General features: G+C 72.3%; 13 protein-coding genes. 7 read left to right on the forward strand and 6 right to left on the reverse strand.

Going from position 1 to position 14,049, the window contains the following annotated elements; translation table 11 throughout:
• The first annotated feature begins 118 nt into the window (after nt 1–118).
• The 5 genes from HL652_RS14125 to HL652_RS14145 are packed head-to-tail and all read left to right on the forward strand — an operon-like array spanning nt 119 to nt 5,336.
• Nucleotides 119–1,291: a glycosyltransferase family protein gene (locus HL652_RS14125; protein ID WP_253743306.1), complete on the forward strand. Its 1,173-nt coding sequence runs from the start codon at nt 119–121 to the stop codon at nt 1,289–1,291.
• Entirely contained in the window at nt 1,288–2,361 is a 1,074-nt protein-coding gene (locus HL652_RS14130; RefSeq protein ID WP_171705903.1) for a glycosyltransferase family 4 protein, read from the forward strand. The genes HL652_RS14125 and HL652_RS14130 overlap by 4 nt, the downstream gene beginning before the upstream one ends.
• 13 nt (nt 2,362–2,374) lie before the next feature.
• Complete coding sequence (locus HL652_RS14135) at nt 2,375–3,589, forward strand: glycosyltransferase (RefSeq protein ID WP_171705904.1); 1,215 nt, start codon at nt 2,375–2,377, stop codon at nt 3,587–3,589.
• Nucleotides 3,586–4,428: a glycosyltransferase family 2 protein gene (locus tag HL652_RS14140; protein ID WP_171705905.1), complete on the forward strand. Its 843-nt coding sequence runs from the start codon at nt 3,586–3,588 to the stop codon at nt 4,426–4,428. Before HL652_RS14135 ends, HL652_RS14140 begins: the two co-directional genes overlap by 4 nt.
• Nucleotides 4,425–5,336, forward strand: coding sequence for an ATP-grasp fold amidoligase family protein (locus HL652_RS14145; protein WP_171705906.1), 912 nt, complete (start codon nt 4,425–4,427; stop codon nt 5,334–5,336). Before HL652_RS14140 ends, HL652_RS14145 begins: the two co-directional genes overlap by 4 nt.
• Nucleotides 5,337–5,367: 31 nt before the next feature.
• On the opposite strand, the gene HL652_RS14150 is transcribed toward HL652_RS14145, so the two are convergent.
• The 6 genes from HL652_RS14150 to HL652_RS14175 all read right to left on the reverse strand — a co-directional run bounded on the left by HL652_RS14150 (nt 5,368) and on the right by HL652_RS14175 (nt 11,495).
• Complete coding sequence (locus HL652_RS14150) at nt 5,368–6,021, reverse strand: GNAT family N-acetyltransferase (protein WP_171705907.1); 654 nt, start codon at nt 6,019–6,021, stop codon at nt 5,368–5,370.
• Nucleotides 6,014–7,171: an o-succinylbenzoate synthase gene (menC, locus tag HL652_RS14155; protein WP_171707363.1), complete on the reverse strand. Its 1,158-nt coding sequence runs from the start codon at nt 7,169–7,171 to the stop codon at nt 6,014–6,016. The genes HL652_RS14150 and menC overlap by 8 nt, the downstream gene beginning before the upstream one ends.
• Before the next feature lie 2 nt (nt 7,172–7,173).
• Complete coding sequence (locus tag HL652_RS14160; RefSeq protein WP_171705908.1) at nt 7,174–8,448, reverse strand: saccharopine dehydrogenase family protein; 1,275 nt, start codon at nt 8,446–8,448, stop codon at nt 7,174–7,176.
• Nucleotides 8,449–8,464: 16 nt separating this feature from the next.
• Nucleotides 8,465–9,202, reverse strand: coding sequence for a phosphatase PAP2 family protein (locus tag HL652_RS14165; protein WP_171705909.1), 738 nt, complete (start codon nt 9,200–9,202; stop codon nt 8,465–8,467).
• 50 nt (nt 9,203–9,252) lie between these two features.
• Nucleotides 9,253–10,512: a multidrug effflux MFS transporter gene (locus HL652_RS14170; protein WP_171705910.1), complete on the reverse strand. Its 1,260-nt coding sequence runs from the start codon at nt 10,510–10,512 to the stop codon at nt 9,253–9,255.
• A 188-nt stretch (nt 10,513–10,700) separates the two neighbouring features.
• A complete protein-coding gene (locus HL652_RS14175; RefSeq protein ID WP_171705911.1) occupies nt 10,701–11,495 on the reverse strand; it encodes a DeoR/GlpR family DNA-binding transcription regulator in 795 nt (264 codons plus the stop codon).
• Between the two features lie 89 nt (nt 11,496–11,584).
• Here HL652_RS14175 and galT point away from each other — a divergent pair, with 89 nt between their 5' ends.
• A complete protein-coding gene (gene galT, locus HL652_RS14180; protein ID WP_171705912.1) occupies nt 11,585–12,757 on the forward strand; it encodes a galactose-1-phosphate uridylyltransferase in 1,173 nt (390 codons plus the stop codon).
• 40 nt (nt 12,758–12,797) lie between these two features.
• On the forward strand, nt 12,798–13,970 hold the full coding sequence (galK, locus tag HL652_RS14185) for a galactokinase (RefSeq protein WP_171707364.1): 1,173 nt from the start codon (nt 12,798–12,800) through the stop codon (nt 13,968–13,970).
• The last annotated feature ends 79 nt before the right edge of the window (nt 13,971–14,049 follow it).

Consider the following 14,049-nt stretch of genomic DNA (forward strand, 5'->3'; position numbering starts at 1 on the left):
CCGGGAACGGATGCGCGGCCCGCGAACGAGCAGGCGCGCGAGCGACCGACAAGCATGCCACGATGATTCGCCTTGTCAAGGCCGGTGCGAAGAGCGGGGAGCACCGTTCACTGGGAGAGTGACCGATACTGCCCGCCGAGCCCCCGCATCCGTTCTTCTCGACCGCGCGAGCGAGCCCGGGAGTTCCACGATCAGGGTCGCGTCGGTGCCCGCCGGTCACGTGTACGTGCGGCACCTGAGCCCGATCGGGGATGCGACGGCAACCGACCCCGTGCGCCGCCTGTCCGACCCCGACCCCGACGACCCCCGCCGCTCGGCGGTCGAGCGCTGGTGGCCCCCGGCCATGCTGCAGGCGGAGTGGGTCGACGAGCACGCCGACGAGTTCGACGTCTTCCACCTGCAGTTCGGCTTCGACGCCCGCACCCCCGACGAGCTGCGCGAGCTGACGGATGCGCTCCGCCGCCACCGCAAGCCCTTCGTCTACACGGTGCACGACCTTCGCAACCCGCACCACCCCGACCGCCGCGAGCACGACGCCCAGCTCGACGTGCTCGTGCCGGCCGCCGACGCCCTGGTCACGCTGACGCCGGGGGCCGCCGCCGAGATCGAGCGGCGCTGGGGCCGCCGCGCGACCGTGCTGCCGCATCCGCACGTCGTCGAACTCGACACGCTGCGCCAGCGCCAGGACCGCCCGCCGAAGCTCGAGGCGCCCGCCTCGCCCGAGGGCCTCCGGCCGGTGCGGGTGGGCGTGCACGTGAAGAGCCTGCGCGCCAGCATGAACCCGGGCCCCGTGATCGAGACGCTGGTGCGGGCCCTCGAGGGCCTTCCGGGCGCGGTGCTGCAGGTCGACGGCCACTCCGACGTGCTCGACGAGGGCGGCTCCCGCTACGACGCCGAGCTGGCGGGTCTGCTGCGCCGGCACGCCGAGGAGGGCGCGCTCGAGCTCCACGTCCACGACTTCTTCACCGACGACGAACTGTGGGCCTATCTCGACTCACTCGACGTCTCGGTGCTGCCCTACCGTTTCGGCACCCACTCGGGCTGGCTCGAGGCCTGCCGCGACCTCGGCACCGCCGTCGTCGCGCCCGACTGCGGCTACTACGCCGACCAGGGCCCCGTGCACTCGTACCACCACGACGAATCGGGCCTCGACGAGCAGTCGCTCGCGCGGGCCGTGCGCGCCGCCGCGAGCGAACCGCCTCCCCAGCCCGAGAATCCGGATGCTCGTGCACGTCAGCGAGAGACCGTCGCCACCACCCATCTCGCCCTGTACCGCGGACTTCTGTCGTGAGGGGGCTGCGGGTCTGCCTCATCGCCTCGAGTCGTTTCCCCATCGCCGAACCCTTCGCGGGCGGCCTCGAAGCCCACACCCATACCCTCGCCCGCGAGCTCACCGCCCGCGGCCACGAGGTGACCCTGTTCGCCTCGCCCGGCACCGATCCGGCGCTGTCGGCGACGACGCTGCCCGTGCATCCGTTCAGCTCGTCGGAGACGGCGCGCTCCGACGTGGCCGCACCACCCGAGCACTTCATGCAGGAGCACCACGCCTACCTCGGCCTCATGCTCGAGCTCGCCCGCTCGGGTGGCTCGCGCTTCGACGTGGTGCACAACAACAGCCTCCACCATCTGCCCGTGGCGATGTCGGAGACCCTCTCCATCCCGGTGGTGACGACGCTGCACACCCCGCCGACGCCGTGGCTGGAGTCGGCGATGCGGCTCACGCCGTCGGCGCGCTGCGTGGCGGTGAGCAGGTTCACGGCGCGGCAGTGGCGCGGCAGCACGTCGGCGGCGGTGATCTTGAACGGGGTCGACACGGCGCGCTGGCGTCAGGGGCCGGGCGGCGACGCGGCGATCTGGTTCGGGCGACTCGTGGCCGAGAAGGCCCCGCATCTCGCGATCGCGGCGGCCAAGCTCGCGGGGCTGCGGCTCGACCTCGCGGGGCCGGTGTTCGACCGCGCCTACTTCACCGAGCACATCGAGCCGCATCTCGACGACCGCATCCGCTACCTCGGTCACCTCGGGTCGCGTGAGCTGGCGCACCACGTCGGGCGGGCCGCCGTGACCGCGGTCACCCCGACCTGGGAGGAGCCGTACGGATTGGTGGCCGCGGAGTCGATGTCGACCGGCACACCCGTGGCGGCGTTCGCCCGCGGCGCGCTGCCCGAGATCGTCTCGCCCGACAGCGGTCGGCTCGCCGCACCCGACGACGTCGACTCGCTCGCCGCCGCCCTGGTCGAGGCGTCGGCGCTTCCCCGAGACGCGGTGCGCCGGCACGCGCTGCGCACCTGCTCGATCGGCGCGATGGTGGAGCGCTATGAGATGCTCTACGAGGAGTCGATCGCCCTGGAGCGCGCCGCATGATCGGGTACGCCGCATGATCGGGTACTACGTGCACCACGTGGGTCAGGGGCACGCCGTGCGCGCCACGGCCATCGCCGCCCACCTCGACGAGCCCGTCACCGGCCTGTCGTCGCTGCCCAAACCGGCCGGCTGGCGGGGCCCGTGGGTGCAGCTGCCGCTCGACGACACCGAGCCGGTCGACCGGTCGACGACGGATGCGGACGGCCGGCTGCACTGGGTTCCGTTGCGGCACGAGGGGTTGCGCAAGCGCATGGCGCGCATCGCGGCGTGGATCGATCGCGCGGGCCCGTCGGCCCTCGTCTCCGACGTCTCGGTCGAGGTCGCGCTCCTGGCGCGGTTGCACGGGGTGCCGGTGGTGTCGTTCGCCCTGCCCGGGCGGCGCGACGACGAGGCGCACCGGCTGGGGTTCGCGGCGTCGAGCCTGGTGCTCTCGGCCTGGCCGGCGGAGGCGGAAGGGATGCTCGACGGGCTCGACGAGGCGGCGCGGTCGCGGCACGTGCCGGTCGGGGCCATCTCGCGCTTCGCGACGGCAGCAGGGAAGCACGCCCGGCCGTTCCAGTCGGCGGCTCCGAAGCGGCGGCCGCGCGTGCTCGTGCTGAACGGTCGCGGTGGAGGCGGGGTCTCCGACGACGCGCTCGAGCGCGCCCGCCGCGCGGCGCCCGGGTGGGACTGGACCCTCGTCGGCGGCGAGGCGTCGTGGGTCGACGACCCATGGCCGCTGCTGCGCCGCACCGACGTCGTGGTGACCCACGCGGGGCAGGGCGCGATCGCCGACGTGTCGGCGGCGCGCCGCCCGGCCGTCGTCATCCCGCAGAACCGCCCCCACGACGAGCAGCGGCACACGGCTGCCGTGCTCGCGGCGGGCGAGTGGCCCGCCGTGGTCACCGACTCCTTCGACACCGCCGACTGGGGCGAGCTGCTCACCGAGGCGTGCGAGCGCGACGGTGCCGCCTGGCGCACCTGGAACGACGGCCGGGGCGCCGCGCGCGCGGCGGCCGCGATCGCGACCGTCGCGTCGGGCGGGCAGGCCGTCGCGAGCGCTCACGACGCCGGGAGCGACAGCGCACGCGCAGCGGGTGCCGAGCGCGCAGCGGGTGCCGGGCGCGTCGCCACACGCGCAGCCGGTGCCGAGCGCGACGCCGCACCCGCAGCCGGTGCCGAGCGCGCACCGGGTCCCGCCGGGCCCTCCGACCCCTCCCCCGAGCCACCTGTGGAGATCGCGTCATGACCCGCACCGCCGTCATCACCGTGGTGCGGGGGCGCCACGACCACCTCACCCTGCAGCGCGAGGCGCTCGCCCGGCCGGGTGCGCATCCGCTGCTGCACGTGGTGGTCGCCATGGGCGACCCGGGGCTCGAGGCGCTGCCGGCGCTCGACCACCCCGATGTCGTCGTGAGGCACGTGCCCGCGGGCCGCACGCTGCCGCTCGCCCGCGCCCGCAACGTGGGCGCCGCCACCGCGGCCCTGCACGGCGCCTCGACCTTCGTGTTCCTCGACGTCGACTGCGTTCCCGCCCCGGGTGCGGTGGAGGCGTACGCGGCGGCAGCCGAGCATCCGGCCACCGCAGACCGGCTGCTCTGCGGCCCGGTCACCTACCTCCCGGCGCCGGGGCCCGGCGGCTATCGTCTCGACGAGCTGCCCGCCCTCGACAGCCCGCATGCCGCCAGGCCCGCCCCGGCACCAGGAGAGGTGCAGCTCGGCGGGCCGCACGAGCTGTTCTGGTCGCTCTCGTTCGCTCTCACCCACGAGGTGTGGCAGCGCCTCGGCGGCTTCCACGAGGGCTACTCGGGCTACGGCGGCGAAGACACCGACGTCGCCTTCACGGCACGGATGCGCGGCGTCGAGCTCGCCTGGATCGGCTCCGCCCGCGCGTACCACCAGCACCATCCCGTGCAGAGTCCACCGGTCGAGCACCTCGACGACATCCTGCGCAACGCCCGCACCTTCCATGAGCGCTGGGGCAGCTGGCCGATGCAGGGCTGGCTCGACCAGTTCGAACGTGCCGGGCTCGTGCAGCGCGACGCCGACGGGTATCGGCGGCGGCCCGTCGTCTCCGACGCCGCGTGAGACACGGGCAGAGGAACGACCCGCGCGCGAAGCGCCGGGAGCGGAGTCGCTGGGTACGGCTCTGGCGGCTGTGGCGCACCCGCCGCCCGGTCACCTTCACCGAGAAGGTGAGGTACAAGATGCTGCGCGACCATCGCGAGCTTCTCGTCACCTTCGCCGACAAGGCCGCCGTGCGCGACTACGTCGCCACCCGCATCGGCGCCGAGCACCTGCCGCACGCGTTCGCCGTCATCGACGACCCGGCGCGGCTGCGCGAGCTGCGGCTGCCCGACCGCTTCGTGGTGAAGCCGACCCACGGCAGCGGGGCGGCCATCGTGGTGAGCCCGGAGGCTCCCGCCGACGCCGAGCTCCCCGAGGCGCGGTGGAGCTGGGTGTATCGGCACGTGCGCCCCGAAGCCGCCGATCGCGACCGGCTGGCGGCGATCGGCGCGCACTGGTCGAGTCAGCTCTACGGGCAGGGGCCCAACCGCGAGTGGGCCTACGGGCAGGTTGCGCCACGCATCCTGATCGAGGAGATGCTGACGGGCGAGGGCGGCGGCATCCCCGACGACTTCAAGCTGTTCGTGTTCCACGGGCGGTGCCACTTCATCCAGGTCGACACCGCCCGCTTCGCCGGCCGCACGCAAGACTTCTACACGCCCGACTGGGAGCATCTGCCGCTGAGTGGCGGTCCACCCTGGGCCGACCCGCCCCGCTCCCGCCCCGACCGGCTCGACACCCTCATCGAGCTCGCCGAGCGCCTCGGCGCGGAGACCGACTTCGTACGCGTCGACCTCTACCTGCTGCCCGACCGCATCGTGTTCGGCGAGCTCACGAGCTACCCCGCCGGCGGTGACAGCCCCTTCCACCCGGTGTCGTTCGACGCGGAGTTCGGGCGACCGTGGAAGGTGCCGCGGCGCTACCGCTGAGAGTCGGCGCCGGGTCGCCTCCCGCCGGGGATCAGCTCGCCGCGAGCCTGCGGGTGAAGATCGGCTCCGCTCCGTCAGCCCTGACGAATCCGACCCGCGGGTAGAACGCGAGAGCCCCCGAGTTGCGCGGGTCGACACCGAGGTGCACCCCGGGTGACCCTGCAGCGGCAAGGCGGGCGAGCAGCTCCTCGATGAGCCGACGCCCGAGACCGTGCCCCTGCGCTTCGGGCAGCAGGTCGATGTGGAGGTGCGAGGGGAACCCCGCGGCCTGGGCGACGAGAAGCCCCGCGGCGTGCTCGCGCCGCTCGCCGGGGGTGAGCGCGAGGTCGTCGAGCTGCTCGAAGCCTGCGGCGAACTCCGCCGTGTCGAGGGCTCCGAGCGCGTAGCCGACGACCCGGCCGTCGACCTCCGCCACGACGGCGAAGGCGGGTTCGAGATCGAGGTAGGGGGTGGCGTAGCGGGCGACCAGCGCGTCGAGGGCGGCGGTGTCGAAGCCGCCGGCCCGCGCATCCGTTCCCGCGTCGCCGGTGGCGATGCAGATGTGGGCGATCGCGTCGCGGTCGGCGGTGCCGGTTGCGGTTCCGAATCCGCCTGCGGCGGAGGCGGTGCGGATTTGCACGGCGGCACCCGACGCTGCCCCGGCCCCCGCACCCGCCGCCGCAGCCTCCCCGCCCGGCTCAGACATGCCCGAGGTAGCGCACCGGCTGCGAGCGCCACTCCTGCAGCAGCTCCTCCCGCACCGTGACGCCGGAGCCCGCCGCCGTCGGCACCGCCAGCCGGCCCTCCACCAGCACGAACGACTCGGTGAGGTCTTCGGCGAAGTACCTGTCCGACCCCGAGGTGTCGCCCGGCAGCGTGAAGCCGGGCAGTGCCGCGAGCGCCACGTTCGCCGCCCTTCCCACACCGGTCTCGAGCATCCCGCCGCACCACACCGGCACGTCGCGCGCCCGGCACACGTCGTGCACCCGCACCGCTTCGAGGTAGCCGCCGACCCGCCCCGCCTTGATGTTGACGATCGACGTCGCGTCGCGCGCGATCGCGTCGACCGCCACCTCGGCCGAGGTGATCGACTCGTCGAGGCACACGGGCGTGTCGATGGCCGCGGCGAGCGCCGCGTGGCTCGCGATGTCCTCCTCGACGAAGGGCTGCTCGATGAGCAGCAACCCGAAGTCGTCGAGCCGGCGCAGATGGTCGATGTCGTCGACCGTGTAGGCGGTGTTGGCGTCGACCTGCAGCAGCGCGTCGGGCCCGAGCAGCGACCGCACGGCGGCCACCGGTTCGAGGTCCCACCCGGGCTTGATCTTCAGCTTGATGCGCCGGTAGCCGGCGTCGCGGTACGACGCGACCTCCTCCAGCAGCTCGTCGATCGAGGAGGCAATGCCCACCGACACCCCGCACTCCACCTCAGGGCGCACGGCCCCGAAGTACTCGCCGAAGCTCACCCCGGCGGCCCGGGTCTGCGCATCGAGCACGGCGGTCTCGAGGGCGGCCTTCGCCATCCGGTGCCCGATCACGAAGCCCAGCGCCGCACCCACGTCGCGGGCGCCGAGCGTCCGCACCCCGAGCAGCGCCGGAGCGAGGTAGCGCGCGAGCACCTCGGCCACGCCCTCCACGTACTCGCTCGAGTACACCGGGTCGGTCATCGCCACGCACTCGCCCCAGCCCTCGCCGTCGCCCGTGCGCACCCGCACGAGCAGCACGTCGCGCACGTACTGGCGCCCGAAGCTCGTCTCGAACGGCCGCACCAGGGGCATCGACACGCGGTGCAGCTCCACCTCCTCGAGCTCGACCGGGTCGAGCTCGGGAAGGGGGGAACTCTGCTCGGGCACCGTCATCGTCACGCCAGCCGGTCTTCGAGCCCCCAGGCCTGCCCGTACCCGCCCTCGGCCTCGGGCCGGGCCATGAGCTCGAGGAACGGCTCGGCATCGAACGCCTCCGGCCCGAGCACCCCGCTCCCCGACCAGGTGCCCGCGGCCAGCAGCTCGAGGGCGACAACCGGGTTGAGCGCCGTCTGCCACACCACGCACTGCGCCTCGTACTCGGCCATCGTCCACTCGTTGTCGCTCACGTGGTAGAGGTACACCTCGCGCGGCTCGCCGTCGGTGCCGGTTCCGGTCACCCACAGCCCCGCGCAGGTCTTGCCCGTCATGAACGGCCCGAGCGTGGCGGGGTCGGGCAGCCCGGCCGCCACCACGTCGCGCGGAGCCACCTCGACCGGACCGTTCGCCGAGCGCACCCGCAGCGGCGTCGTCTTGTCGAGGCCCAGCTGGTGCAGCGTCTTCAAGATGCCGATGAACTCCTCACCGAGCCCGTACTTGAAGGTCACCCGCTTGGCGTCGACCCAGCGCGGCATGAGCAGCACCTCCTCGTGCTCCACGTTCACGCACTCCACGTCGCCGATGCCCTCGGGGAAGGTGAACACCTCCGGCTCCGAGAACGGCGGCGTCGTGTACCAGCCCTTGTCCTTCTCCCAGATGACGGGCGGATTGAGGCACTCCTCGATGGTGGTCCAGATCGAGAACGAGGGCGCGAAGATCTCGTTGCCGTCGGAGTCGCGCACCACGAGGTTGGCGCCGTCGCGTGTGCCGAGCTCGTCGATCTCGCTGAACAGGTGGTCGGCGGCGTAGCGCGCGAACACGTCGCTCAGCCCCGGCTCGACGCCCATGCCCACGAGCGCGAGCCGCCCCCGGGTCTCCCAGTCGGCGGCCTGCGCGAACTGGTCATCGCCAAGCTTTACCCCGGTCTCGGTGAACGGATGCACGGGGTGCGGCTCCGACAGACTCATCGCCATGTCGAGGTAGTCGGCCCCAGCGGCGAGCGCCCCCGCGAAGATGGTGGGCACGAACTTCGGCTCGACCGCGTTCATCACGTGGGTGGCGCCGTGCTTCCCGGCCACCGCGGAGACGCTGTCGGGGTCGGAGGCGTCGATGCTGTCGGCCGAGAAGCGGGCCGCCACCTCGTCGCCGTGCCGGCCGGCGATCCACGCGACGGTGCGCTCCGCCCGGGCGACGTCGTAGTCGGTGACGACGATGTGCTCGTAGAAGGAACGTCGGGCAGCGATCTTCGCGATGGCGTCGCCCACGCCGCCGGCGCCCACAAGGAGAATTCTCATGGGTCGACGTTACCGGTCAGGGTCTGATTGCGGAACGGTCGCCGCGCATCCACACCGGCCGATGGTCGGCGGCGCGTTCCCGGTAGAGCTTGGCGGCGAACGGCGCCCAGAGCAGCGCCGCGACCGCGGCCCCGAGCAGCAGCCCGCCGATGGTGTCGCTCACCCAGTGCGCGCCGAGGTAGGTGCGGCTGGCCATCATGAGGAGGGTGTAGACCGAGCCGGCCACCCAGATCCACACGCGGGCGAAGACGATGCCGAAGGTCACCGCGATGGTGGCGGCGTTCGCCGAGTGGCCCGAGGGGAACGACCCGAAGTCGGAGACGACGAGGATGTCTTCGGGGCGGGGCCTGCCCACCACGGTCTTCAGTACCTGCACGAGCCCGGCGCTCACGATGATGGCGATGGTGAAGTACAGCGCGGCCCAGGGGCGGCGGAACAGCAGCAGGGTGACGATCACGATGATCGGCACGACGAACACGGCCACCACACCGCCGCCGAGGTAGTTCATGACGAGCGAGGGCACCTCCCAGAAGGGGGCGCGGTGCTCGACGATCTCCTCCATCCACTCGGCGTCGAAGGCGAACGGGAGCCCCTGCTCGCGGAGCACCACCAGGGCACCGATGACGAGGGCGAACAGCAGCGCGACGGCCCCCGAGACCACCGGCCAGAACCGCGCCACCTTGTACGGCGTCGGTGCGTCGGGTGGCAGCGGTTCCCCGTGCTCGACGGGGGGCGGAGGCGGGGTGGTCGACATCTCGCGAGACTACCGCGACGTGCCCGTGGCCGCCCGCCCGCGCATCCGCTTCATCTCGTGAGCTCGGGCACCCGCCAGGGCCTCACGATGAGCCAGAGCGACAGGATGCTCACCACGGCCGTTCCCGCCATGACGGCGGCCATCGGTACGGCGCTGCCGATGCCGAGCACGCCGACCAGCGGTGAGATGAGGCCGGCCAAGCCGAAGTTCACGGCGCCGAGCAGCGACGCCGCCGTGCCGGCCTCATGGCCGTGGTCGTTCAGGGCGAGCACCTGCACGCACGGGAAGGTGAGCCCGCAGGCGAAGATGAAGAACCACAGCGGCACCAGCGTGCCCCAGAGGCCCAGCTGCAACTCGGAGAACAGCACGATGAGCCCCGCCATGGCGACGAGAAGCACGGTGGAGACCGCGATGATCCACTGCGGACCGAACCAGCGGGTGAGGCGGGAGCTGAGCTGCACGCCGCCCACGATGCCGAGCGAGTTCACGGCGAACAGCACCCCGTACTGCTGCGGGTCGAAGCCGTAGACCTGCTGGAACAGGAAGGAGCTCGCCGAGAGGTAGGAGAACAGACCCGAGAAGGTCATGCCGCCGATGAGGGCCACGCCGACGAAGACGGGGTCGGTGAGCACGGCGCGATAGCGCTGCCCGGCGGTGGCATGGCCGGCGTCGTGGCGGCGTTCGGGGGGCAGCGTCTCGCGGATGCCGATCGCCACGACGGTGATGACGATCGCCCCGTAGGCGGCGAGCACCCAGAAGATGCCGCGCCAGTCGACGACGAGCAGCAGCTGCGAGCCGATGAGCGGCGCGAGGATGGGGGCGAGGCCCGACACCAGTGCCAGCCGGGAGAGCATCAGCACGAGTGGGCGGCCGCCGAACAGGTCGCGCACCATCGCCATCGCGACCACGGCGCCCGCCGCGGCGCCCATGCCCTGCAGCACGCGGAACACGCCGAGGCTCCAGATCTCGGGAGCCACGGCCGCGCCCACGCAGGCCACCACGTGCACCGCGGTGGCGACGAGGATGGGCTTGCGCCGCCCGATGCGGTCGCTCAGCGGGCCCATCACGAGCTGGCCCAGCGCGAAGCCGACCGTGGTGCCGGTGAGGGTGAGCTGGATCATCGCGGCCGGTACGTCGAAGTCGGCCTCGAGTGTGGGGAACGCGGGGAGGTAGAGGTCGATCGTGAAGGGGCCGAGCGCCGTGAGGGCGCCGAGGATGACGATGTACAGCAGGCGCTGGCGCAGGGTGAGGGAGTCACCGGGATGCACCACGGTGGTCGCGGAGAGGGAGGCGGTGGAGGCGGTGGTCACGGAGGGCGAACGGCATTCTGCGGGGGCGCGCCCCGCCGTCGGTGGCGATGGAGGTGAGGGAGGCGGGCACCCCGGCGAACTCGAGGCGCCGGCGTCGTGTCCAGTCTAGGGAACCGCGGGCGGCCGGCGATGCGTCGGCCGGTGGGGTTGACGGATGCGCGGGTCGCGTGTGTCGGGCGGTCGGTCGCTCAGGCGACGATGACTTCGAGCCCCCGCTCGGCAAAGCCGTCGAGGGCACCGGGCTCGGGGTCGGCGGTGACCAGCACGTGGAACTCCTCGATGCCCCCGATGCGGCCGAGGTCGACGACGCCCAGCTTGGAGGAGTCGGCGACGAAGACCGCGCGTTCGGCCGAGAGCAGCATCTGCCGCTTCAGCTCGGTCTCGGGGAGGTTCACGTTGGTCGCCCCGTGATGCGGATGCACGCCGGTGCCGCCGAGGAACGCCAGGTCGACGTGCAGCTCGTCGAGCACCTTCGAGGCGAAGGGCGCCACCAGCGAGTGCTGCAGGGGCCTCAGCGTGCCGCCGGTGACGACGACGGTGAGGCGCGGGATGGCGGGCTCGAGCGCGAGCGCCGTGGTGAGGCTGTTCGTGACGACGACCACGTCGTCGAGGTCGTCGCGTTCGACGAGCGCAGCGGCGATGGCGGCCGGCGTCGTTCCGACGTCGAGGATGATGCTCGACCCGCTCGACACCATCCCCGCCGCGACCTGCCCGATGCGCCGCTTCTGCTCGGCCGAGGTGGCGAGCGCCGCCTCGAACGGTTCCTCCCGGCGGCCGGCGCCGTTTCGAAGCACCGCGCCGCCGTGCACGCGGTCGATCGGGTACTCGCGTTCGATGGCGTCGAGGTCGGAGCGCACGGTGACCTCCGACACCCCGAACTCCCGGCTCAGTTCGGCGACCCGCACGAAGCCCGTGTCGAGCACGCGCGCGATGATGCGGTCGCGGCGCACGGCCGCCGGAAGCTGCTCGAAGTCGGAGGACATGCGTCGAGTTTCGGTTGTTTTGCTTTGCTTGTCAATCATCTTCGTTCTTTCGACTTGACTTGTGGAATCGAAAGTGGGGTAATCGTCGTGTGACTCAGCTCTCCCACGGCATCACGAAGCGCGTGCACCACCTCTCCGACGGTCGCGAGCTCATCTACTTCGACGACGCCGACAGCACCCTCGACCCGGAGCGCGCTCCCGACCTGCGCCCCGCCGCACCGCGCCCGCCCGTCGCCTCCATGCGCCAAGACCCGCTCACCGGGGAGTGGATCTCCATCGCCGCCGCGCGGCAGAACCGCGTCATGCTGCCCCCGAAGCACCTCGACCCGCTGGCTCCGTCGACGCCCGAGAACCTCACCGAGGTGCCGAGCCTCTACGACGTCGCCGTGTTCGAGAACAAGTCGCCCTCCTTCGGGCCCGACCTCGCCGAGGTGACCGGAGCATCCGGAGCGTCTGGTGACTCGCGGGCCGTCGGGGAGCTGCAGTCGCTTGCCGAGATCGGCCTCGGGCGGGTGAAGCCCTCGGTGGGCCGGTGCGAGGTCGTGTGCTTCAGCCCGTCGACCGACGGTTCGTTCGCCACGCTGTCGCCCTCGCGGGCGCGCACGGTGGTGGAGGCGTGGGCCGACCGCACGGCCGCGCTCTCCGAACTGCCCGGCGTCGAGCAGGTGTTCCCGTTCGAGAACCGTGGCGAGGCCATCGGCGTCACGCTGCACCACCCCCACGGGCAGATCTACGCCTACCCCTACATCACCCCGCGCACCCAGAAGCTCATCGCCTCGATCGAGAGCTACGGGCCGGCGCTGTTCGCCGACATCCTCGCCTTCGAGCAGGAGTCCGACCGTGTCGTGCTGCAGGGCGAGCACTTCACCGCGTTCGTGCCGTTCGCGGCGCGCTGGCCGCTCGAGATCCACCTCCTCCCCCACCGGCACGTGCCCGACTTCGCGGGGCTGTCAGGCGAAGAGCGCGACGAGCTCGCCGTGCTCTACCAGCGCCTGCTGCGCGGGGTCGACGCCCTGTACGACACCCCGACGCCCTACATCGCGGCCTGGCACCAGGCGCCGGTGCACGCGCACCGCGACGACATCCGTCTCATGCTGCAGATCACATCGCCGCGGCGGGCCGTCGACAAGCTCAAGTTCCTCGCGGGGTCGGAGGCGGCGATGGGGGCCTTCATCGGCGATGTGCCGCCCGAGGCGTCTGCGGCGCTTGTTCGAGACGCGCTTCAGCGAGCCGACCACCTCCGAGCCGACAGCGAGAACTGACGTGAACGACCTCACCCCCACCCCCGCCTCCGCGGCCTCCATGCCACTCCCCGAGGCCCTCGTCGACGCCGTGCTCGCCGGCTTCGCCCGGCATCACGGCGGTGCGCCCACCTCGCTGTGGTCGGCGCCGGGCCGCGTGAACCTCATCGGTGAGCACACCGACTACAACGACGGGTTCGTGCTGCCCTTCGCCATCGACCGGCACACGGTGATGGCGGCTCGGCTGCGTGACGACAGGCTCGTGCGCGTCGCGTCGGCGTTCACCGACGAGCTCGTCGAGATCTCCCTCGACGAGCTCTCTCCCGAGACGATCTCGGGCTGGTCGGCCTACCCGCTCGGCGCCATCTGGGCGGCCGGCGCGTTCGGCGCCGACCTCGAGCAGGTGCCGGGCATCGAGCTGTACCTGGTCTCCGACATCCCGGTGGGTGCGGGGCTGTCGTCGTCGGCAGCGCTCGAGAGCGTCGTCGCCCTCGCCGTGAACGAGCTCTGGGAACTGGGCTTCGACCGCCAGACCCTGGCGAAGATCGGCCAGCGCTCGGAGAACGTGGTGGTGGGCGCCCCGACCGGCATCATGGACCAGTCGGCCGTGCTGCTCGGCAAGCCCGACTCCGTCGTGCTGCTCGACTGCCGCTCGCTCGACTCGAGCGTCATCCCGCTCGGTCTCCACGACGAAGAGCTCACCATCGTCGTCACCGACACCCGGGTCGAGCACGAGCACGCCACCGGCGGCTACGCCGCCCGGCGTGCCTCGTGCGAGGCGGGGGCCGCCGCGCTCGGCGTGACGTCACTGCGCGACCTCCGAGTCGACGACCTCGCGCGGGCCGAAGCCCTGCTCGACGACGAGACCTTCCGTCGCGTGCGCCACGTCATCACGGAGAACGAGCGCGTGCTCGAGACGGTCGCCACCCTCCGCGACCGCGGCGCGGGTGCGATCGGCCCCCTCCTCGACGCCTCCCACGTGTCGATGCGCGACGACTTCGAGATCTCCGTACCCGAGCTCGACCTCGCGGTCGAGGTCGCCCGTCAGCACGGGGCCATCGGCGCCCGCATGACCGGCGGCGGCTTCGGCGGCTCCGCCATCGCCCTCATCCCCCGCTCCCACGTCGCCACCCTCCGCGACGCCCACCTCACCGCCTTCGCCACCGCCGGCTACCGCACCCCCACCATCTTCGAAGTCACCCCCTCCCTCGGCGCCACCCGCCACCCCCTCTAACCCCACCCCGACCCAGTTCTCACGGTAAAAGTCCGTGAAGACGTGGGTTATCCCGGACTTTGTACGGGAGATCCTGCCG

This window comes from Herbiconiux sp. SALV-R1, assembly GCF_013113715.1.
In the GTDB taxonomy this organism is placed as follows: domain Bacteria; phylum Actinomycetota; class Actinomycetes; order Actinomycetales; family Microbacteriaceae; genus Herbiconiux.